The sequence below is a fragment of the Methanosphaera sp. ISO3-F5 genome, from assembly GCF_034480035.2.
GTDB lineage: Archaea > Methanobacteriota > Methanobacteria > Methanobacteriales > Methanobacteriaceae > Methanosphaera.
Genome location: NZ_CP118753.2, coordinates 998,767 through 1,022,199 on the forward strand (window position 1 = coordinate 998,767; position 23,433 = coordinate 1,022,199).

Annotated in this window: 14 protein-coding genes; 8 read left to right on the forward strand and 6 right to left on the reverse strand. The window is 25.2% G+C overall.

The genetic code is table 11. The features are described from left to right. Positions 1–31: 31 nt before the first annotated feature. Both PXD04_RS16190 and PXD04_RS16195 read right to left on the reverse strand, forming a co-directional pair. Positions 32–1,132 (reverse strand): hypothetical protein, encoded by a 1,101-nt coding sequence (locus tag PXD04_RS16190; protein ID WP_323735855.1) that lies wholly within the window; start codon positions 1,130–1,132, stop codon positions 32–34. A gap of 444 nt (positions 1,133–1,576) precedes the next feature. Next, positions 1,577–1,969, reverse strand: coding sequence for a hypothetical protein (locus PXD04_RS16195; RefSeq protein ID WP_323735856.1), 393 nt, complete (start codon positions 1,967–1,969; stop codon positions 1,577–1,579). A gap of 271 nt (positions 1,970–2,240) precedes the next feature. Here PXD04_RS16195 and PXD04_RS16200 point away from each other — a divergent pair, with 271 nt between their 5' ends. Continuing rightward, on the forward strand, positions 2,241–2,705 hold the full coding sequence (locus PXD04_RS16200; RefSeq protein ID WP_323735857.1) for a hypothetical protein: 465 nt from the start codon (positions 2,241–2,243) through the stop codon (positions 2,703–2,705). A 2,786-nt stretch (positions 2,706–5,491) separates the two neighbouring features. Here PXD04_RS16200 and PXD04_RS16205 read toward each other — a convergent pair. Then, positions 5,492–7,810 carry an Ig-like domain-containing protein gene (locus PXD04_RS16205; protein ID WP_323735858.1) on the reverse strand — a complete coding sequence of 773 codons (2,319 nt, stop codon included), beginning with the start codon at positions 7,808–7,810 and terminating at the stop codon, positions 5,492–5,494. A 371-nt stretch (positions 7,811–8,181) separates the two neighbouring features. Between PXD04_RS16205 and PXD04_RS16210 the strand changes: the two genes are divergently transcribed. After that, on the forward strand, positions 8,182–11,319 hold the full coding sequence (locus tag PXD04_RS16210) for an ATP-dependent DNA helicase (RefSeq protein ID WP_323735859.1): 3,138 nt from the start codon (positions 8,182–8,184) through the stop codon (positions 11,317–11,319). 165 nt (positions 11,320–11,484) lie between these two features. Here PXD04_RS16210 and PXD04_RS16215 read toward each other — a convergent pair whose 3' ends face one another. Next, positions 11,485–12,078, reverse strand: a complete 594-nt coding sequence (locus PXD04_RS16215; protein ID WP_323735860.1) for a 4Fe-4S single cluster domain-containing protein — start codon at positions 12,076–12,078, stop codon at positions 11,485–11,487. Between the two features lie 242 nt (positions 12,079–12,320). Between PXD04_RS16215 and PXD04_RS16220 the strand changes: the two genes are divergently transcribed. Genes PXD04_RS16220 through PXD04_RS16235 form a run of 4 tightly spaced genes read left to right on the forward strand, consistent with a single transcriptional unit; the run spans position 12,321 to position 15,817 of the window. Next, positions 12,321–13,466 (forward strand): ComEA family DNA-binding protein, encoded by a 1,146-nt coding sequence (locus PXD04_RS16220; protein WP_323735861.1) that lies wholly within the window; start codon positions 12,321–12,323, stop codon positions 13,464–13,466. A 34-nt stretch (positions 13,467–13,500) separates the two neighbouring features. Further along, entirely contained in the window at positions 13,501–13,707 is a 207-nt protein-coding gene (locus PXD04_RS16225) for a DUF2997 domain-containing protein (protein WP_323735862.1), read from the forward strand. A gap of 12 nt (positions 13,708–13,719) precedes the next feature. Beyond that, positions 13,720–15,378, forward strand: coding sequence for an AAA family ATPase (locus tag PXD04_RS16230; RefSeq protein WP_323735863.1), 1,659 nt, complete (start codon positions 13,720–13,722; stop codon positions 15,376–15,378). Between the two features lie 22 nt (positions 15,379–15,400). Beyond that, positions 15,401–15,817 (forward strand): zinc ribbon domain-containing protein, encoded by a 417-nt coding sequence (locus PXD04_RS16235; RefSeq protein ID WP_323735864.1) that lies wholly within the window; start codon positions 15,401–15,403, stop codon positions 15,815–15,817. A 33-nt stretch (positions 15,818–15,850) separates the two neighbouring features. Here the strand turns inward: PXD04_RS16235 and PXD04_RS16240 are convergent, their stop codons facing one another. Then, positions 15,851–16,540 carry a hypothetical protein gene (locus PXD04_RS16240; protein WP_323735865.1) on the reverse strand — a complete coding sequence of 230 codons (690 nt, stop codon included), beginning with the start codon at positions 16,538–16,540 and terminating at the stop codon, positions 15,851–15,853. Between the two features lie 673 nt (positions 16,541–17,213). Between PXD04_RS16240 and PXD04_RS16245 the strand changes: the two genes are divergently transcribed. Both PXD04_RS16245 and PXD04_RS16250 read left to right on the forward strand, forming a co-directional pair. Further along, on the forward strand, positions 17,214–17,837 hold the full coding sequence (locus tag PXD04_RS16245) for a zinc ribbon domain-containing protein (protein WP_323735866.1): 624 nt from the start codon (positions 17,214–17,216) through the stop codon (positions 17,835–17,837). A 442-nt stretch (positions 17,838–18,279) separates the two neighbouring features. Then, a complete protein-coding gene (locus tag PXD04_RS16250; RefSeq protein ID WP_323735867.1) occupies positions 18,280–21,459 on the forward strand; it encodes an Ig-like domain repeat protein in 3,180 nt (1,059 codons plus the stop codon). Positions 21,460–22,123: 664 nt separating this feature from the next. Here PXD04_RS16250 and PXD04_RS16255 read toward each other — a convergent pair. Beyond that, on the reverse strand, positions 22,124–23,407 hold the full coding sequence (locus PXD04_RS16255) for an Ig-like domain-containing protein (RefSeq protein WP_323735868.1): 1,284 nt from the start codon (positions 23,405–23,407) through the stop codon (positions 22,124–22,126). Positions 23,408–23,433: the final 26 nt, after the last annotated feature.

Below are 23,433 nucleotides of genomic sequence, written 5' to 3' on the forward strand. Positions count from 1 at the left end.
AATCAAAATCTTAAAATTAATCAGTTATGTCCTAAATATTAATTGTTAGAACAATAGAGTTTTCTTTATCAATAATTTCAGATTCTAATGACATATCTTTTTCTTTAATTTTTTCTAAAACTTTAAGATAAGTTCGTTCTTGAATTTCTAATGCATATTCATCAGTAATATCTTCAACATATTTTTTTGCTCTAGATTCATCATATTCCCCTGCAAATATAAAATCATATGTACCTGCAGAATTTCTATTAATTTTTATACTACCAATATTTTGAAATTCTTCCAATTCTTTTCTAGAAGAAAAACCCAAATAACTTTCTGATAAAACAGAATCAATAATTGTTTTATCCGTTAAATTAGATGATATTATAATACTATTAGAATTATCTTCTACAACAATTAAATCGTCGTCAATATTATCATAAAAATTATTATTTTCATATTTTTCTTTAAGTTCTAATTCTTTCTCTTTAAGTTTTATTTCTTCTTCTAGTAATTCTTTTGATTTAGACTCATTTTCTTTTAAAAATTCTTTTTCTAATAATTCTTTTTCACGTTGAATCTCTTTTAATTTTTTACTTTCTTCTAAAAAATCTGAACTAATTCTATTATTTATTTTTTGTAGTTTTTCTTCTTCAAATTTAATTTCTGATTGGAGAGTATTATTTTTTCTTTGAAATTCATTATATTCTTTCATTTTCTTTTGTTTTAATTGTTTTTCAATATTTAATCTTTCTTCTTCCATTTTTTGAATTCTTTTTTTCTCTAATTTTATTTTTTTTTCTTCTTGACTTTTTAATGATTGATTATTATTATTTTTAGAATGATATGCTATCTTATTATATTCATAATTAATACCGTTTACAAAGGTACGTATATCTTTTTCATTATATTCACCAACAAAACGAACATGTAATATATTATTATTATCAGGGAAAAAATACATCATACCATTGTTTTGAAATTGATGTAAATCATTTTTAGATTTAAATCCAACTGTACCCTCTAAAATTTTATCAATATAATCATAGTTGGCCTTAGTACGAATTGTAATGTCTGTACTTGCTATCTTACTTAAAAGTTCCATACTTAAACCAAATCCAATAGAAGCATTTTTTAAATGTATACTCATATTATCACAAAACCCTTTATTAATTATTTATATTTAAATGTTTGATTTTTAATAAATAAAAATTTTAATAATTATATATTAATTTTTCATGTTTTTGGTATTGTTTTTGAATTATTAATTATTATCTAATAATGTAATTAATTGAGGGTAATATATTTATGTCCAATAATTTTAAAGTTAGACTATATTTAATTTCTTTACTATTATGACTTAAGAAAATAATCTTTTTACTTCATAGAGAACATTTTTATTATATTAATTATCAAATATTGGATAATTAATACTAATAATTTTTTAGTATATTAATAATTATTCTTAAATTATTGAATATTCTATTTGATACTCAATACTTTAGAATATTAAAGTGTAAAATGAGCCATTTTAACATTTTTTTTTAAAAATAGAAATCTAAGCATTGTTATAAAAAAATAAGAAAAAAAGTAATTAATTAATTTCTTTACCATTAGAATCATATAATTTTGTTATAATTTTAGCATTATTATTTAAACCTACTGTACCTGTCATGTATTCGAAATCAAAATTTACATCATTTTTCATTTCATGTATACCTGGAACAGATTTACCTTGCACTTCAGCATAAGCTTCTCGGAAGTTAGGACTATATGATGCGAGGTCACGGGCTACAGAATCACTAATATAATATACTGTACTATCTATTTCTATAGCAAATGAATGTGTTTCAGCAGCAGGTTGATCATATCCATAATAATAAATGTAATTGTTAGGTGTAGCTGAAATTTTTTCAGATGCATTCACTGAACTAATAGTAACAAGTAATAATATTGATATTAATATTATTAAATACTTTTTATTCATTTCAATCTCTCCTTAATGGATATTGTTAGTTTGTTTTAATTAATAATTAAATGTATGTATTATAGTCGAATTATATAGTATTTAATGAGATTAATATAAGTATTTTAATAGCAATAAACAAATAATCATACACTTTATTTTAAAAAGTTAAATTAATGTATTATGGAGATATATTATATATTATATTAATGAATTATTATAAAAACTCTATTGAATAACAAAATTGAATTATTTATAATATTATTAATTTTAAACGATATGAGGGATAAATATGGCTGAAGAAGATGCAGTACTTGTATGTGCATGTTGTTGTATCATGTTAATAATCTTTGTAATTTTTGGTGGAGGTGGATCTTCAGATCATGAAAATAGTACCTCTGATATAAAAGTTAAATCAAATTCTAGCTCTTCAGGATATTCTTCAACGAAAAATCCATCAACATCAACTTCATCAAGTCAAAGTTCAAACACAGGTTATCAAACTATTATTATAGAAAATATGGTTAGAGAGGATTATCCAAATTTAGTAAACCATGCAGGTTTTGGATATATTGGAACTCTTATTCCTAAAGGAAAAAATTTTATAATTAAATTAGATGAATCTGATTGGCAAGAAATTATGAGACAAACTAATAGAAATCCTATTGGGAAATCAATTTATGTAGATATTCAACATGATGATTTTGAAGAAAGTTGGGATGGAGATGATTTTTATTATATTGAAGAATTTTATTGAAATCATTTCATAATATAAATATAATAAAAAATATTGAGTATATTATACTATTGTTGTTAAAGTGAGTAAGAGATTAATTTATAATATTGATGAAATCATGATATTTTCTAAAAATCTTACTTTCATAATTTATTTTTAAAGTTTTTAATACATAGTTATAAATCTAAGCTAAAACTATATTCAATGTATGTACTACTTATTTTTTCGTGTTTCTTATTGTCTTATTTTTTTTGTATGAGTTACAAAAATATTTTTTGAGGGTGGGTTATGTTTTATTATTTTTATTTTAATTATTTTATTAATATTCTTGTTACTGGTTGTGCTTTATTTAATAAATGATTATTTCATAAACAGTGTTTATGGAAAATATTTAATTAATAATTATGTATTATTTAATACATAGTTCATATTTATAATTAGAAGTAATTTTTATTCAGGACATAAAAAATTGATTATTATATAATACGATGTTAATTAAACTAAAATGTAAAAACTATTCTCTAGTTAACGTGACTTAGAAGATTTTCCTCAGTACTGTTCTTGGTATACTTTTTCTGTTTATTGTTTCGGTATATTCCTTCACCTACGTCATTGTATTAACCAATCGATTTGGAATTAACATTGGGGTATATACTTTCACGATTTGACGTTAATTTGATGATTTCTTAGCATCTTGCTAGTGATTGTCTGAGTATTATTAATCGGCTTATTCTTTGGTTCAGTTAAAATTAAACCATTTTCAGACATATTAAAGGATTGGTCCATTTTATCATTATTCAATGATGTATTTATTCTTTTTAATGTTCATATATTCTTTAAATTAGATTTTTTTCCTGTGTAATGGTTATGTAAGGAGATGAAGTTGTATCCATATATTTTTTTTGAAAAATCCATTTATTCCATATTTTCCAGAGTTTTAATGCTAGTTTTACATAATACTCCTGTAATAATTTTTACTCCTGGTTTTATTAATGTTTGATAGTTTTTATGTAATTTTTCTTATTGTTTTTCACCACTATGTTTTATCCTAGATTATTCTACGTTTTCTGCTATTCTGATTATTAAGTGTCTATTAATTAGTAGTCTATGAGTATTATATTATATTTTTGGATAATAATTCTTTTATATTATTAATACTTGTTAATTTAATCATATATTATCTCTGTTCTATTGAATTTTTCCAAATTATTTTTTTGTATAATGTATAACCTGTTTTTATGATGTATGTTCTTATAATTATATATTATAATAGCTTATTTTCTAATAATATTTAATTATATCTATTTATAAGGTTTATAGGAACTTTTATCATATATATTCTATATTAATCATACATATCTTATTTTATAGGGTTTTAATCATTTAAACTAATTTATTTAAGTTATTATACAATAATTCAGAATATTCACTCTTTATGATAATATCTTCACTTCATAATATGTCACGCAGATTGTATGATGGTTATACTCATTTTGTTTTTTATTTTCTTGAGTTATTTTATTACATAATTTTTCTTCATTTTTTTCATCCCCTTAAGTGTATTAATTTAATATTTATTTTGTATTAACTTTTTCTAGTTGCTTGTCAATGGAATACGTCACAAAGATTGTATGTCGGTAATATCAAAAAAAATTTTTTCTAGAAAAGATGTGGGAGTTGTAAAAAAACTCCAGTCTAGAAAATTTTTTCCTTGTCTTTTCTGAATATTTCCTCCANTATGTCCATCCTCGTATAACCNAGTTTTCTAGTTGTTTTACACTAACGTTTAACCGTTTTGCCTGGAATTTTATGTCCTCTTTCCGAACATCTGGTAAAATTTTTAGTGTACTAACAGCTTTCATATAATCTTTTGGACGACTGTTATTCTTCTTTTCAATATTCCGGATTTTCTTTCTTACACTGGTTAGTTCTGACTTTTCCTTCTCCAATTTGGCTTTTAGTTCTTTAATATTTTTTTCTATTTGCTCTTCTTTTTTCACATATACTTCTTTGTTAAGAAAATACATTTTTATTGCTTCAGTTATTACTTTACTCTTATTTTCACAGTTATTTAACTTGTTTAAGGTTTTTTCATCTGTATAAAATGTCATTTGTGGCATAAATTATTTTTCCTCCAAATATTTATTTTTACAATTACTACTTTGTCAATAGTATCAATGTTTTCTGAAAATCATATAATTTTCATAATTACTACTTTGTCAGAGGTATCAATGTTTCCTGAAAATCATAGAAGTAGATGGTAGTATAAAAATGAGGATTCTTTTTTTTTGAGGTGATATGTGGATTAGAATGAGCATAGGGTATGGTGTTAGATTACTGGAATGTCCTGAAAAAACTTGTTATTTTTTTTTAAAATGTTTTATTGAAGTTTATTTCCATTAACTTCTGATTGAGGGTATATAAATAGTAAATGATTAATTTTAATCAAATTTTTTATTTTCTCATATTTTTATATGATTATTTGGTATGATTTGTATTGTATTATTGTATTTAAAATAGTATTTCTGGTGTAAAATAAAATTAATTTAATATTAGTCTTATGTAGTATATATGGGGTGGATTTAATGGATGATTATATTATACGAAATTACTTTTAATTTAATTATTGTTAACAAAAATTCGGTAGATTGTATATTTTGATTGAGTACTGTTAGTTAATTAGGTATTTAACTTCATTAATTGTTTTTTGTAGTATTCTTTTCTTGATAAAAAAAGGGTGAATGGAGGGGGGGGGGGGGGTGAGTTTAAGGTTTATATGTTGTTATTATTGAATTATTGTTACTAGTTTATTTTGGTATATTTTGTCGTATTTCTTGTGGTGTTTTTTGTCTGAATTTTACAACTACTTTGTATGGTGTGTATCCATTAATGAGATCTGTACTATACAGTTCGTTATTATCTTCATATGTATTGTATCCTGTTCTTGTTATTATTTTATTATTATTTTTGTTTTTAAAGTAGAATTTTACGCTTGTTATTTGGTTGGTCATGCCTGCACCGACCATATCTATTCTTCCATATTGCATAGCATATACACCAGCAGGATAAGAACCATCTGATACTTGGTACCAGGAGAGTATTCTGTCTGTTCCAAAATATTCTGTATCAGTTGTTCCAAAGTATATTACTGTATCTGTGACTTTAGATAGTGGGGTTTCTACTTCTATTTCTCCTTCTTTTTCACGTGTTTTGAATATGACTCTTTCAGTACTTCCGGCATATTTTGAATTTCCATCAAATATTACAGTCATTGAATGTTTTTTAAAGTTATTATTTTTAAAGAGATATGTGTACCTGCCCTTGTTATTTGTTTTAGTTGTATATTTTTTTCCATCTATTTGTAATGTTAAAGGCACATTTTTCATCATATTTCCTTTATAGTCAAACACTACTCCTTTTATTTTTGTGTACTTTTTATTTGCCTTTGATGTGTCAGTTACACTTATGTATGTAGGTTTTTTAGAAACGTAGAATGTTGTTTTATTCACGGCTTTAGTAAAATGGCGGTCTCCCTTAAATGATATTGTTAAAGTATTAAGTCCTACTTTATTTGCTTTGAAAGTATATTTGTAATATGCATCTTTGGAATAATCTCTACTAGTTTTTATAGTGAAAGATTTACCATTTAATGTTATGGTAAGTGGTGTTTGATATGCAGTATAACCTCTATCAGTATCTTTTATATATCCGCTAATAGTAACATCTTCACCCAAGATTTGATCTCCATAGATTTTATCTAAACGTAGTTCTGTTTCGAATGTATATCCACTTGTCGTAGTTGTTGTTCCAGTGTATTTCTCATTTCCAGCAAAAGACACTGTTAAGCTATCTGTATAATATTCTTTTCCTTTATATTTATAGGAAAATTTTCCATTATTATCTGTTCGTATTTTAGATATTTTCCCATCATGATTCACAGTTAATTGACTATTTTTCAGTGGATTTCCATAATCATCAGTAAACTCTCCTCTCATTATCCGATAACCATTGACAGTTTCATGATAATATACGGGTGTAAGTGATATTCTTGTATCTACAGGGGTAATATAAAATGAAGTTTTAGAACTTGTACTTCTGTATACTGAATTTCCAGAATAAGATACAGTTATATTGTTTAAACCAATTTTATCTACTTTATATCGGTAATTAAATATTCCATTTTTATCAGTTTTTGTATTGTATTTTTTACCGTTAATGTTTATAGTTATTGGTAGAACACCAGGATTATAAAAATCGTAACCATGTATATCTCCACTTATATATTTATAAGCAGTATAATCATCAGTATATCCTGATACATCTATTATTAATGCTTTTTTGGTTACTTTAAATGTTTTCTTAGTGGTATTATATTTGTAGTAAGTGTTTCCACTAAAATATGCTGTTATAGTATTGGTTCCAACTTTGCTTGTCTTATATTTAAAAGTATAAACTCCATCAGAATCTGTTTTTGCAGCATATTTAATATTGTTAATTTTCAACTTTATAGTGGCACTACTTAATGGTTTTCCTTTATTATCAACAAATTTTCCTGTTATTATAGCATAATCCTTATATTCTGTACTATTAATGTTATTCAATCTTATTCGTGTTCCTTTTTTAGTTACTTTAAATGTTGTTTTTGTGGTTGCTGCTTTGTATTCATTGTTTCCGCTGGATGTTGCTATTATCGTGTTTGTTCCTACTTTGTTTGCTTTGTATTTGTAGAAGTAGTTTCCTGAACTGTATGTTTTTGTCTTATATTTTTTGCCATTAATGTTTAGTGTTATCACTGTGTTTTTTAATGGTTTTCCATTGATTGTTTTGTAGCTTCCTGTTATCAAGGCTTGATCTGAGTATTCTATTGTTTTTATTTTTTTGATTGTTATCTTTGTAGGGGTTTTTGTTGTCTTTGATTCTGTTTTAGTATCTTGTATTGTGTTTTCTTTTTGAATTATTTTATTGGATACTGGTGTGATATTGGTGTCTTTATGTGTTATCGTCTGGGCGGTGGATAAATGTTTGTTATCTGTGTGGGAATTGTTTTGTGTTGCAGTGACTGTTCCTATTAGTAAGAATAAAAGTGTAATGAATAATATTATTCGTTTCATATTTTGATTTAACATCTATTTTTTCCTCCATTATTATTTTAATTGATAATGTTGTATGTTTTCATTGTTAAAATAGTTTATTATTTTAACTAGTGAAAAATATTTTAATATCAAACATTTATTTGATTAAATGCATTGTAAATATTAACTAAACAACAAGTTTTAAACATATTTCATTTCATCAAAAAAATAAGATGCATATAATAATCCTTAAGAATCCCTCTTAAATCATGATAATATCGAATGTATTAAAAACAAAACTATAAACAAAAATAAATAATTGGAACATTTTGTTTTCATCTAATATTTCTTATCTATTTTACAATAGAATTAAATATAGTTTATTATAGAAATAATTTTAATTATAAATATGTGTGGTGTAGTATATGGCACAAAAACCGGATATTAAACAAGAAACTGCAATACATTATCCATTGGAACCTGTATTGATTGAAGCAGGTCCAGGTGCTGGAAAAACATACGTGTTAATTAACAGAATAAAATACTTATTAGAAACTAAGAAAGTAAATCCTGAAAGTCTACTGATTATTACATTCACTATTAAAGCTGCTGATGAATTGAAAAAACGTTTAAGCTCTAAAGAATATAATATCCCTTCAGAAGCATTGAGTAAAATGTTTATCGGCACTATACACAGTTTCTGTAATTATCTGTTAACCGAATATTCCGATAAGGAGATATATCTGTTAGAAAATGATGATGTTGATGAACGTAAAGTCATGTTTTTACAGAAAAACATGGATAAACTTGGTTTAAAAGGGTACAGTTACGTGGAAAAATGGGAAACAAGTAATATAATTAAAAAATATGATCAATTCACTAATTTTGGTCTAAAAGATGAAGAACTAGCCGAATATCTTGAAAAGAATTTTGAAGTATCAAAAGATTATAAAAACTTTGTGAATGATTACATGGAAAAATATCATACATTTCCTAAGGATTCTGTGAAGGATAATGATGAATATTATAATTCATGGTATTTTGCAAAGTTTATTGCTATCGTAAAATCTTATAAAGGATATGAAAAATTATTAAAAGAGAACAATTTATCTGATTTTTCATTTCTACAGGTATATGCAAAGGAACTTTTATCAAAAGATGAGGAGTATATGGCAAAACTTCTACCATTTAAGAATATATTGATTGATGAATTTCAGGATATTGACCCTATTCAGAAGGATATATTTGAAATATTAAGGAAATATTCGGATTCATTTACAGTAGTGGGGGATGATGATCAAGCAATATATGGATTTAGGGGCAGTTACTCTGATAACTTTGAAGATTTTGCTAAAAAGAACAATACTATTGAACTGGATATTAATCATCGTTCCGGTAAAAATATTGTAGATTTTAATGAATGTTTCATTAAAAAGTATCGGAGAACTGATAAAAATCTTGTTCCTGAGAAAACATTTGATTCCAATGTATATTATATGAAAAGTGACAAGGATGCAGAAAATATTAATTCAGAAGCAGAAAATATATCATTACTTATCAAATCGTTAAAAGATAATAATAAAATTAAAAATTATTCCGATGTTGGAATATTATTCAGGGGAATTCAAGGAAATGGAAGTCTAAAAAAACCTATCATAGACTTGTTGAATAAGTTTGATGAGCATGCTATTCCATACAATATGCCTGATATTTCCTCATTAACTGACCAGAAAGAAGTTAAAGTAATGATGACTCTATTATGGTATATGAAGAAATCATCGTCCAGGACATATTTTAGTAAAATAGAAAGAGAATGGTTAAATCTAAGAATATTCACAGAATTAAAGGATTGTCTGAAACTAAGTGATGAAACATGTACAATATTATCTGAAATAGAAGATAAATTCGAAGAAAATGTTATAGAAGCAGAATACAATCATGAAAACAGATTATATAAAAGGGGTAAACCTAAAAATTTAAAGGCTATGTATACAAGATATCATAATGAAAAATGCACAGCCCTATATAATGAAATATTAAATAGTGTTCCACATTTTGAATTAAATGAAAAAACCAGAACCGATTTAAAAGATATTGGCATAACAGATGAACATGATCTAGATTTCTTTGAAAAACTATATAATTATAGGAAAAACTACTATGAAACTAGTGAAGATAAACAAGATTCATTATTAGATGTTTATTATAAACTACTGGAAATATCAGGATTATTAAAAGGCAGATTTGATGAAGAAAACACTGTAAATGATAGAATACTGAATAATCTTGCAATATTCACTCAAACAATATTTAACTATACAGAATTAGTTGATGAAAACGACTTAAACGGATTAATATGGTTTATATTATCAAATTATGAAAACTATTCCAGTTATAATGAAAAAACAGGTATGGAAGATGAAGTACAATTATTAACAGTACATAAAGCAAAAGGATTAGAATTTCCAGTAGTAATACTATGTACATTAGAAAACAATAATTTTCCATACAAAGAAATAACTAAAGAATCAATAGATGAATTATCCAAAAAAGAGCGTGGAGTTCCAACATATCCAATAAAACCAGAATTCTTCAAAAACAAACATTATAATCAAGAAGAAGAAATAGAATTAGAAGATCTTGAAGAAAAACGTATATTCTATGTTGCATGTACACGAGCAGAACAGTTATTAATATTATCCACAGTATACGATAAAGAAGGAAACAAGCCAGAATTCCTGGAAGAATTAGAGAAAGACACAACTTTATCCGAGATATCACCACATGATTTTAATAAGATTGATAAACTAACAACCTCCAAGGATGAAGAAAAAACAGAAAGAATCAGGATGAGCTACACAAGCTTTTCAGCATATAACAAGTGTCCAAGAATGTACAATATAGGCTACAATTACCAGTTTAGACTTCCAGCATCAAAAGTTATAAATGATGGACTAGCAGCCCACACAATACTAGAAAGAATGAATAAAGAAACACTACAAGGAAAAGATATACAAAAAGAAGATATAACCAGAATATCTGAAAAAATACTACAAAACTATCCAGATATTCAAGAAGAAAACTTTAACAATGTAATAAAAGGAATAGAAAACTACTGGAAAAATTATGAAAATAGCGAATGGGAAATAATAGGTTCAGAAGTACCATTCAACATAATAAAAGAACACTATGACATAGAAGGAAAAATAGATTTAATACTAAAAAATTCCAAAACAAACGATATCAAAATAGTGGACTATAAAACAACAAATCAACAAAAACTAAAAGCTAGAAAGAAAACTCATGAACAACAATTATGCATATACGCCAAAGCATTAGAAAACTACCTAGAATACAATCAACACAATATCAAATATGCAAGCGTATACAGTATATATGACAACTATGAATTAGAAATAGAATTAACAAAAGAAAAAATAGAAAAAATAAACAATTCACTAGACAAAACAGTAGAACATATTCTTAACAAACAATATGACAAGACCAATAAAGAAAAATGCGACGAATGCCCATACTATAACAAATTATGTAAACATAATTAATAATTCCAAAGAATTAAATATACTTTCTATAAAATATTTCAAAGTAATTAATGAAACATCTACTAAAGATAATAAAAAAAATGTTATAAAGTAACAGTTATAATTCTTTAAATCAGTTTATATATTGTAACAGTGATAATACTACAATATCTCTAAGAAATATATCTAATTAAAATTAAATAACTTGTTAATTTTTTTATTATCTCCCATTCCATTAATAACTATGGAACCATCCTTTTTTAATCTAATTTCTATTTTATTTTCTAATAAATTCAATTTATTTTCTAAATATTTATAACGATTACTTAAAAAATGATATTCTTGATTACTTGATCCAATCCAAATTTTATCTTGTACCATTTTATTTATATCGAATTCACCAGATATTAATAAATCTGTTATTTCTAATAAATTATTCCAGTTACTATCATTAATTTTCTTTATAAAATTATAATTAAATCCAGTAAATGTTACTATAGATAAATTATGTTTTTTAATTAATTTACCTAGCTGATATAATTCTTTAGATTGTAGAAATGGTTCACCTCCTGAAAAAGTTACACCTTCTATATTTTTATTGGATAAAATATGTTGTGCTAATTTATTAATTTCATATTCTTTTCCGGAAGTTATATCCCAAGTTTGTTTAGAATTACAATATTTGCAATGCTTTAAACAACCTTGCACAAATATACAAGTTCTATTTCCAGGGCCTTCTACTTTGGTATTATTTATTATTTCATATATTCTTATATTCATTTGAAACACTATTTATTTAATATATTATAGAGTTTACTATTATATATACTATTATAAAGTTAATAAATAAAGCGTTGATTTTGAAAATGAAGTTTACTTTTAATTATACGGGTTATTCAACTAACTTTTTTATATACAATAAATTATAAAAATATTATTAGAAATCAGAATTGAATTAAACATAAAATTATAACCTTTATTTATGTTATTTATTTAAAAATATAAAGAATAAATTGATGATTATGTCCAATAATAACGAATATTATTCTTCAGAACATTTGAACTGCCCTATATGTGAATATCCTATGTATTCTTTTGAGAAAAGTGGTTTTTTTAGTGGAGGCACACATTTTCTCTGTAAAAAGTGTGGACTGGAATTAACTGATAAAAAGGATAATAGATATTACATTGAAAATGCTCCTGAGAATACAAAATTGAATAAAAAATATAAATATAAAACATTACATTGGAATGATTTACTTCAAATTGCATGTGGAAATTATACTTGGGAAGAAAAAATGGAAATATCTCAATTAATAAGAATAGAAATTACTGATGAAATTTGTCCCGTTTGTTATGAAAAATATTTGGAAACTTTTAGAAAAGAGGGGATGTTATCATTTAATTCTTTAATATGTCCTAATTGTAATGTTAGATTTGAAATTTCAAATGATCATGTTTCATTTATATATTCTAGAAATAATTTTTCAATTTTATGGGAATTTTATAATAAAAAATTATATTTAAATCAAATTAGGGATATTTTAAGTAAGTATAATCAAGAAATCTATCAAAAAAGGATTGAATATGAAGAAAATAATCCTGAAGATTTTTTTACAGAAACTGATTTAGAAACAAACGAATTAGAAAATACAGAAAAGTTTATTGAAATTGATATTAATAACGCATCTATAACTGATTTATTAAATATTCAAACATTAAATGATGAGCAAATAATGAAACTTATCCGATTAAAAGATTCAGGAGTAATATTTTACTCTTATGAAGATTTAAGTGATAGATTAAATCTTACTAATGATGAACTAGAATATGTAAAAAATGAATTAATTATAAATGAACTGGAAGATAATATATTCAATAATGAAACAAACAATGGACACTTAGACGAAGAAAGTGAAGAAGAAGATAATCCTTATAAAATTGATATTAATTCTGCTGATTTAGATGAATTAACTAACATTCCTAGTATTAATTTAATTAAAGCAAAAAAAATAATAAATTTACGAAATGAAAACAATTATATTAAGTCTTATGATGACTTAAAAGAAAAATTAAATTTAAATCCTGAACAAATAAATCAAATAAAAAAACGTACAATAATTTCTGAAGTAAATGATGACCTCTCCGGAAGAATTATAGATTTTTAGAATAATACATAGCAATAATAATTAGGTGATATAAATGTCTAAAAAACTTATAATTAAAATAAAAAAAGATGGTACTATCGAATCTGAAACTAAGGGTATAAAAGGAAAAAAATGTGAAAATTATATTCCATTAATAGAAAAATTAACAGATTCTAAAGTTATAAATAAAGAGTATACGCAAGAATATTATGAAAATACCGATGAAATACATAATCAAGCATTTAAAAAAATAACTAATTAGTGAGTGAGAAAAATGCAAGAATTTGATAAAGAGTTATGTGATTTATTAAGAGCACGATTTCCTTTTATTCAAATTACCACATATGAAGAAGAACGATTAATAAATGAACTATCACGTATAGTTACTACACCTGAATTAATACATACTGTTAGAAACATTTTTATATGGAAATCTTCAGAAGGTTTTAAAAATGATAAAGGAATCATTCAGGAAAATACTTTTGAAAAATTAAGGGCTTTAAATTTTATTAAAGAATTTGATCAACCAGGACTATTTATTATTTTAGATTTTCATATTTTTTGTGAACGAGCAAATGGAGGTACCGATTTTAATATAATAAGAAGTTTAAAAGATTTAATGCCTCATTTAAAACAAAGTCGTGACCCTAAAAATATCATATTTGTTTCACCATCATTCACAATACCTGATGATTTAAAAAAAGATGTAACAGTAATGGATTTTAAGTTACCTACAGAAGCTGAAATCGAATCAGTTTTAGAAGAAATCATTAAAGCAAATAAAAAAGGAAATCTTGAAATAAATTTAAATGAAAAAGATAAAGAATCTATAATTAAAGCAGCAGTAGGATTAACTCTACAAGAAGCAGAAAATGCATTTGCACGAGCAATGGTGAATGATGGAAAATTGGATGCGGATGATATTGACTTAGTTTTAAAAGAAAAAAGTCAAGTTATTAAAAAGAATGAACTACTAGAATATGTGGATTCGGATGTAGATATTAATGATGTTGGTGGTTTAGAAAATCTGAAAAAATGGTTAATTAAAAGAGATAAATCTTGGCTTGATTCAGCAAAAGATTATGGTTTACCTTCTCCTAAAGGAGTTTTACTTACAGGAGTACCAGGCTGTGGAAAAAGTTTAATTGCAAAATCTATAAGTTCAATGTGGCATTTACCATTGTTACGTTTTGATGTTTCTAAAGTATTTAACATGTATGTGGGTAATAGTGAATCTAATATGAGAGAAGCTATCAAAACTGCAGAAGCTATTTCACCATGTATTTTATGGATTGATGAAATAGAAAAAGGATTCTCTGGTTTAAGTAATGGTGGTGATGGAGGTACTAGTAGTCGTATTTTTGGTACATTCCTTAGTTGGATGCAAGAAAAAACTAAACCAGTTTTTGTAGTTGCTACAGCAAACAATATATCTGGATTACCTTCAGAAATGATGCGTAAAGGAAGATTTGATGAAATATTTTTTATTGATTTACCTACTTATAATGAAAGAAAACAGATATTTAAAGTTCATTTACAATCAAGATTAAAAAAACCTAAAGTTATTGGTGATTTTAATATTGATGAAACTTCCCTTAATCATTTAGCAAATTTAACAGAAGGATTTGGTGGTGCTGAAATAGAACAGATTATTATAATGGGTTTGTTTGATGCATTTGCAGAAAATCGTAGTATTACAATGAATGATTTTGAAAATGCTATTAAAAATACTGTTCCATTAAGTATCACTCAGGCAGAACAAATAAGAAATATTCGAGAATGGGCAGATATAAGAGCTGTTGCTGCAACAGCACAAGAAGATAGGTTAAATTATAAAAATCAGTTTGACATCACATCGGATGATTCTTCAGAACCTCCTGAAGATTCTTCAGATATTAATGATAGTAGGGGTGGAAGAACTCTTGATTTTTAATCATATTTCTAATTAATGCAAAATGACATTTAATTATTTTTTTGCTACAAAATATGTTAGTAAAAAAAAGAGATTATTATCAAAAAATAAATTATTCAAAAATAGATGTGAAAATATGACTCAAGAATCTAATATAAATTTCTGTATTAATTGTGGAAATAAACTTACTTCCAATGCTAATTTTTGTATTTATTGTGGGGCAAAAATTGATGATGATACCGAAGATACAAGTAATATATCAAATAATAAAATTTACATTAATAAAGCAAACCTACAAGAATTATTAAAAATTCCGTATATTGAAATAATTCATGCAGAAAAAATTATAAGAATGAGAAGAAGGGGATTTGAGTTAAAAACATATGATAAAATGAAAATGAAATTAAATTTAAATAATGATGAAATAAATGAAATTAAAAAATATACTTCATTAGAATAAAAATATTTTATTTTAAAATTTTTTCAAAGTATATTAATTAATATTTAATGTAAGTATAATTGAATCTTCATTATCAATTATTTCAGATTCTAAATTTAAATTTTCGTTTTCTATTCTTTCTAATACTTTAAGGTATGTTTGTTCTTGAATTAGTAATGCATATTCATCTGATATGTTTTTTACATAATTTTCAGCTTCTTTTTTATTATAATTTCCTATGAATAGAAAATCTAAAGTTTCATCATCATTTTTTTTTAAAATTATTTCACCTTTATTTTGAAATTCATTTAATGCTTTTTTTGAAGAAAAACCCAAATAATTATCTTTTAATATGGAATTAATAATTTTTTCATCTTTTAAATTGGAAGGTATTTTAAAGCTTTGTTTAGATTTTTCATTTACAATTGTTAAATTTACATTATCTATATTAGAAATTTTTTTGAAATCATTATTAATAGCATTTATAAATATATTTATGTCTTTAAGATCATAATCTCCTACAAATCGTATTTCAATTTTGTTATCTTTTAATCTAAATAACATTGTCCCTTGATTTTCAAAATTAATAAAATCTTGTTTTGATTTAAATCCTAAAGTATGATCTTTATCTAAAATTTCATTTAATGTATCCATACTATTAACACTAGTTCTAATAGTTACATCCGTATCAACAAAATGACTTTGTATATCCAATAATAAACCTATTCCTATTGGAATAGTCACTAGTTGTAAACTCATTTTCGTTACCTCAAATTATTTCACAATATAATAAATCATATTACATTTATAATATATAAGTATTTATTATTTAAATCCAGATTAACCTTTAATTTATAAATTCAAGTAGAACTAATTTAATGATAATAGAAATAATTAAAGATTAAATTTTATTAAGTGATTTTAGAGAAAATATTTCGTTGTATTCTTTATTATTTTTTTAGTATATAAATACTCTAATAATAAGAATTGAATATATTTAATAGAAATAATTTTAATATGTTTTAGATATTTATTATTAAAATTATTAAAATTGATAAATTCAATAAATATTAACTTATATAATTATATATAAAAATTTAACAATTATATAAGGTTATTCTAATCGTTATATCTAAAAATATTTAAATATACAAGAATATAATTTATAATAGTTATTAGAATATATTTTTAATGTGCGACATTTAGTATTTGGATAATAAAACTAATAATATTAAACATTAAAATATCTTCAAATCATTAAAATTCTTTATATATCTGATGTTTGATAGGGATTCATTAGAATAGTTATGAATAAAGAGAGAATTAATGATTAAAAATAATATTAAATATTAAAACGTTTTAATTATAAATAGTTAAGTATCATTTTTTTTCATAATAAACTTTAAAGGTGGAAAAAATGTATTGTCAAAAATGTGGTTATGAAAATAAAGAATCAGCTAAATTTTGTAAAAAATGTGGTACCGCTTTAACTATACATGCAAGTTTAAAAAATCATAACCCTACATCACGAACTGATAATAATTCTTCAAAAAATAATAAAATAATAATTATTTCTATAACTATAATTATAATTTCACTAATTATTGCTGGATCAATTCTTTATATGTCTGAAAATAATTCAAAGACTGAAAATATTTCTTCAAATAATGAAAATAATGCAGTTAATTCTAATGTTAGTAGTAATGAAAATTTAAATGATAATTTAAAAATTATTAGTGGAAGTTTTTCAACAGCTACTCCATTACCTGCAAAAACATATATTACAGTATATGTTGGAGATAATCATGCAGGTGAAAATGTTAAAATTAGGGTATTTTATAGTTATAGGGGAACTACATTAAATGCGGGGAATATTGTACCATTAACTGTTGAAAGTACAGGTCATTTTACAATGAGAACTGCAAACGAACTTACTAGTTATCCGGATCATGCATCTATAACTTTATATGATGGATCAGGAAATGTAGTTGATACTAAAGAGGTTGATATTAATCCAGTTAGTGGAACACAAACTTTTTAGGATAAGGTATAATTTTTGATTTTTTTTCTATTTTTTTCTTCTTTTATTAGTTTTTGTTAAATTTTGTTTGTTTTTTGTTTTAATTTATATATTTTTTTATTTTTAATGTAAGGTTTTATTATCGTATCTTTTTTTTTTATATGGGCTTTCGAATAGTATCATATTCTTTTATAAAATTTAATAAAACCTATGAATATTAAAATTAGATTTTATTAGTAATAATGATCATTTTTAAAAGATTAATACTTATTTATATGGTTGTTGTAGATTTTTTATTATCTTAAAAAGAGGGGTTTACTGTATAAATTTTTTGTTTAGTTTTTTACGTACTGGTGTTATGTTTAAATGGTTAAATTTATATGTTTTTAAATACTATTAATATTCAACTATTCATTTTAATTTTAATGTATAGTTAGATTTACAACAATTTTTAGTGAGTTATATGGATAAAAAACAAGTTGTGTTAATATATTCTTTTTTATCATTACTTTTTGTACTCTTTGCAATGACAACGATTAGTGCATCTGATTTTAATGATTCAGTTGATGATAAAAGGATATCTGATGATTATTCAAAGGATATGGTTACTCAAAAAAGTAGTAATACTTTTGATGATTCGTTACGAGAAAATAGTGATATTAATAAGTTGAATGATTCTTCAAAGTTTAATGATAATATTAATACAAAAAGTATGGAAAAAATCAATACAAAGCCCGTTAAAAAGGAGTGGGATAGTTCTTATTTATTCACAGATTTGGAGTTAAATGTTAGTGATACAGTATATGTGGGGGATAATATATCAATTAATGGTGTGTTATATTGTGGTTATTATACGGATACTCCTTATATATATGAGAATATTAGTGTGGAATTTGAATCTGATATTTATAATTTAACTACAGATGAAAATGGTTATTTTTATTTAAATGTTCCAGCTAGTATTGCTGGTAGATATACAATAATTGCTAAATATTCTAATGATAATCCGAGGATTGGTAATTCAATAGATTATGCTTATGTAGAGATATTGAAATATGATACAAGCATTACAGTAGATACTGATAAGAGTATATATGTTGGTGATGAATTTCATATTTATGGTAATTTAAAAACATATAAAGGTAATATACCTAATGCTACAATAAGATTAACTGTTGATAATAGTTCTTACTATATTACAACATTAGATGATGGTAGTTATAATGCTAACATAACAGTTTCATTCAGTGGTAATAAAACTGTTGAAGTATATTATCCTGGATCATATAATTATACTGATATAACTAGCATAACTTCTGTTTATGCGTATGATAGTACTCAATTATCAGTAGTGTCTCATAAGAGTGGATATGTTGGAGAGAAAGTTAGTGTATATGGAAATCTGAAAAAATTTGGTGAAAATTTAGCAAATGCTAGAATAACCTTAAAAGTAGATGGTAAAACATTTTCAGTAATAACTGATGAATATGGAAATTATAATGCTAAAATTTTGATGTCGAAAATGGGGAATAAGACAATAATATCATCATATGTTGATTCAAAGAATAATATTTATGATACAAATAAAACAATTGTTAATGTGAAGAAAAAACCTACTAAACTAACATTAAACACTACAAGTACAGTCCTAGTAGGAAATAAAGTGAGCATTTATGGAAAACTTACATCAAGGGATGCTTCTGTATCTGATAAAACAGTAACAATCAATTTTGATGGGAAAAAATATAATGTAACTACAAATAAAAATGGTTTTTATAGTCTTAAAGCAGAAGTTAAATCTTCGGGTAAGCATAAAGTCCGGGTAAATTATGCTGGTTCTACGGTTTATACTTCTACAGTAAAGTCCAAATCATTCAGGGCTGAAAAAAGGAAAACTAGTATTAGATTAAGTAAGCCATTGAATTTATTTGTAGGAGAAAAAGTGAATATTAAGGGTAAATTAATTTCTAAAGGAAGTTTATTATCTGAAGAGCTATTAATTATTGATGTTGATGGTAAAAGGTATAAGTCTAAAACTAAAAAAGATGCTAGTTTTGGTCTTAAAATAGGTGTTAAGTCTTCTGGTAAGCATAAAGTCAGGGTAAGCTATAATGGTTCTGCAGTTTATACTTCTGCAGTAAATTCCACATATTTTGCTGCTGAAAAAAGATTAACTCATATTTCTTTAAGAAGTACTAAAAAATTATATCTCGGAGATAAACTCAATATAAATGGAAGATTAACATCAAAAAAGGGTGCAATACCTAAGCAGAAAATTAAATTAACGGTAGAAGGTAAAACGTATACTATCACTACTAAAAAATATGGAGAATTTAATCTAAAAGTAACATCAAAATCCACATCATACAAAAGAATATACGTCAAATATGATGGAAATAATAAGTATAAAAGTTCACGAAACAATACCAGTTATACATCAAAACCATTGAATAAGATTACAATCGGAAGTACTTCAACAGTTTATGTTGGAGAACGGGTAAGTGTCTATGGTAAATTAACTACTCGAGATAAATCAGCAGCATACAAAAAGGTAACAGTTAATCTGGAAGGAAAAAATTATAAAACAACAACTAATAAGTATGGAAAGTATAATCTAAAGCTTATACCATTAACTAGTGGAACAAAACGGATTACAGTATCCTATGGTAACATTAATAAGTATGGAGTATCAGAGTACACGTACTTCGATGCATACAAAAAGTCATCAACCATATCAGTGCAATCATCGGATTCAGTACAATTTGGCGATAAAGTAAATGTTTACGGAAAATTAACCTCCAATGGAAATGAAATTCCATATAAAACAATTAAAATAAATATAAATGGAAAACATTATTCTACAACAACAAATCAGCACGGATATTATAACATAGCTATCACAACAACATCAATTGGTAAAAACAAGATTTTAGCTACATTTACTGGAAGTGATGAATATTATGGTAGTGATGATTATGTGTATTTCACAGTAACTAAACCGGATTCAAAAATAACTGTCAGCACGACTAAAAACCCTTGTGTAGGTGATGATGTGAACATATATGGAAAATTATCATCTAAGGGAAGAGGATTAGCAGATCAAGAAGTTGTTATAAATGTAGAATCCAAGTATTATTATGTTTTCACAGATACAAATGGGAAATATAATTTAAAAATAGATGCTTTAAAAAAGGGAAATAATTATATATCAGTGTATTATGATGGGGACAGTAATCATAAAGCTACTAGTACAAACACAAAATTCAAAGTTATTGAACCATTTGGAACATTAATGTTAGATGTAGGTACTATGTATTATGGTGAGTCAACCTCTAAGAGATATGTTGGAAATAATTTATTCTCATGTTGGTATCAAACATATGATGGACAATATGATAAAGGAATACATGTAGAAACAATAGGTTATAATCCTAGAACTGATAGGTATAGTTCACCGGAGTATACAATTACAGATGCATTATTCTTCTTTAAAGATAGTGATGATGAAATTCATTGGAGTCATGCTAATATAGATTATAATTATTATACTTATTTAGGTCATACATGGGTGTCTGGTTGGACTCCATACAAAGTAGTAGTCTACTATCGTAAAGCAACAGCATATGAAAGACAAAATTTCTAATTAAATTTTTTAAATTTTATCTTTTTTTTTATGAGTTTTGAACAGTAAAAAAACATGATAAAAAAAGTAGGATATTGCAAAAAATATGTAATATTTATTTCAAACTCATATTTACTATTTTTTTTGTTTACAAAGATTTTATAGTTTTATAGTTCTAATATCGGCTTGTTAGATGTTTAAGTATTGTAATATTGTTTTATTTAAAATTATGTATTGTTTTTTTTCTTATTTTTTTTTCTTTCTGCTATTGTTGTTTGTATCGTGGTATTAGTGTTTTGTCGTAGTTGTTTTCTTCTAGTTTCTCTCGTATGTATCGTGCCTGTGTTTTGTCTCTGGTTTTGTGGTATGTCTTGTTTTGGTGCTTTGTTTTTTTGGTTATGTTGTGTGTTTTTTTGTTTGTTGTTATGTTTCTGTCTGGTTTTTGTGCGTTTAGTACTCGTGTGGGTGTTATGTGTCGTGGTTTGTTGTTAGTGTTGTTTGGATTAGTTGTGTGTAAGTATATAATTTTATGTTCTTTGTTTGAAAAAAATTAGTTGTTATGTGTATGGGGGGATTGTTTTTTGTTAGTTATATTATTAGGAGTATTGTTTGGGTGAAGGTGGTGATGGGTGAGGGGAGAGTGTTGATTAAGATTTGTTATCTGTTCTTTTTAGAACATTTTTTTTTAAACTTTGTAATATCTATAGACTCCATCATAGTCTAAATGACGTTTGTATATTTCTCCTGTTTTTTTATTTCTCATATATGAATTAGTTCTTGTTCCAATGCGTTCGATGTTAGGATCAGGTCCAAAATCATATCTTATCTCTATTTTATCTCCAAATATTGTTGTTGAAGTTATTATTGTATTTTTTTTGGTATTCTCGTGTACTGTGACTGTTCTTGTTGCTTTTACTATTGGTATACTGATTGTTGTTTTGACTGATGATTGAGCGTATTTATTGTTTCCGTGGTATGTTATTGTTATTTTCTTGGATCCTGATTTTGTAAGTTTGGTTTGGAAATCGAAGCCTCCGTACTCGCCCGTCGTTGTTTTATAATATTTTCCATTTATGTTCAGTGTGACAGGTACTTTTTTCAGGTCAGTATCTTGCTCATCATAGACAAGACCACTAAGGAGTAGCATCTTATTTGTTTTATTGTAATATGGCTGGTATAATGAGGTGTATGTGGTTATTTTGTTGACTTTGAATGTTTTCTTTGTTGAGTTGTATTTGTAGTAATCATTTCCTCGGAAGTATGCAGTTATGTTGTTGGTTCCTATTTTGTTTGTTTTGTAGTTATATGTGAATTCTCCATTCTTGTCTGTCTTAGTGCTGTATTTTTTTCCGTTTATTTTCAGGATAATTGTTGCACTCATTAATGCTTTTGCTTTGTTGTTTGTGAATTTTCCCTTGATGATTACTTTATCAGTGTATTCTGTTGTTGGTATGTAGTTTATTTTTATGCGTGTTCCTTTCTTGGTTACTTTGAATGTGGTTTTTGTGGTTGCTGCTTTGTATTTGTTGTTTCCAGGGTATGTTGCTGTTATGGTGTTGGTTCCTACTTTGTTTGTCTGGTATTTGTAGAAGTATTTTCCTGAACTGTATGTTTTTGTTTTGTATTGTTTGCCGTTGATGTTTAGTGTTATCGCTGTGTTTTTTAATGGTGTTCCCTTGCTGGTTTTATAGGTTCCTGTTATCATGATTTTGTCTGAGAATTCTGTTGTTTTTATTTTATTGAGTGTGATCTTGGTTGGTGTTTTGGTTGTACTGGTTTTCGTGTTTGTTGTGGTGTCTTGTTTGTTTATTTCTTTTGTATCTGTTTGTGTGTTTTGTAGGCTTTTTTCTATTGTATTTTTATTAGTGTTTGTCTGGTTATTGTGTTCTGTTGCGCTTGCTATTCCTATGAGTAGTACTGTTAGTATTAGCAGTAGTAATAGTTTTTTTATTGTTTGTTTCTTTTTCATTCTTTTATTCCTCCTTTATTTTATTG

Coding starts and splice junctions, on each gene's coding strand:
- PXD04_RS16190 (WP_323735855.1), bottom strand. CDS start 1,132: ATGAGTATACATTTAAAAAATGCTTCTATTGGATTTGGTTTAAGTATG.
- PXD04_RS16195 (WP_323735856.1), bottom strand. CDS start 1,969: ATGAATAAAAAGTATTTAATAATATTAATATCAATATTATTACTTGTT.
- PXD04_RS16200 (WP_323735857.1), top strand. CDS start 2,241: ATGGCTGAAGAAGATGCAGTACTTGTATGTGCATGTTGTTGTATCATG.
- PXD04_RS16205 (WP_323735858.1), bottom strand. CDS start 7,810: ATGTTAAATCAAAATATGAAACGAATAATATTATTCATTACACTTTTA.
- PXD04_RS16210 (WP_323735859.1), top strand. CDS start 8,182: ATGGCACAAAAACCGGATATTAAACAAGAAACTGCAATACATTATCCA.
- PXD04_RS16215 (WP_323735860.1), bottom strand. CDS start 12,078: ATGAATATAAGAATATATGAAATAATAAATAATACCAAAGTAGAAGGC.
- PXD04_RS16220 (WP_323735861.1), top strand. CDS start 12,321: ATGTCCAATAATAACGAATATTATTCTTCAGAACATTTGAACTGCCCT.
- PXD04_RS16225 (WP_323735862.1), top strand. CDS start 13,501: ATGTCTAAAAAACTTATAATTAAAATAAAAAAAGATGGTACTATCGAA.
- PXD04_RS16230 (WP_323735863.1), top strand. CDS start 13,720: ATGCAAGAATTTGATAAAGAGTTATGTGATTTATTAAGAGCACGATTT.
- PXD04_RS16235 (WP_323735864.1), top strand. CDS start 15,401: ATGACATTTAATTATTTTTTTGCTACAAAATATGTTAGTAAAAAAAAG.
- PXD04_RS16245 (WP_323735866.1), top strand. CDS start 17,214: ATGTATTGTCAAAAATGTGGTTATGAAAATAAAGAATCAGCTAAATTT.
- PXD04_RS16250 (WP_323735867.1), top strand. CDS start 18,280: ATGGATAAAAAACAAGTTGTGTTAATATATTCTTTTTTATCATTACTT.
- PXD04_RS16255 (WP_323735868.1), bottom strand. CDS start 23,407: ATGAAAAAGAAACAAACAATAAAAAAACTATTACTACTGCTAATACTA.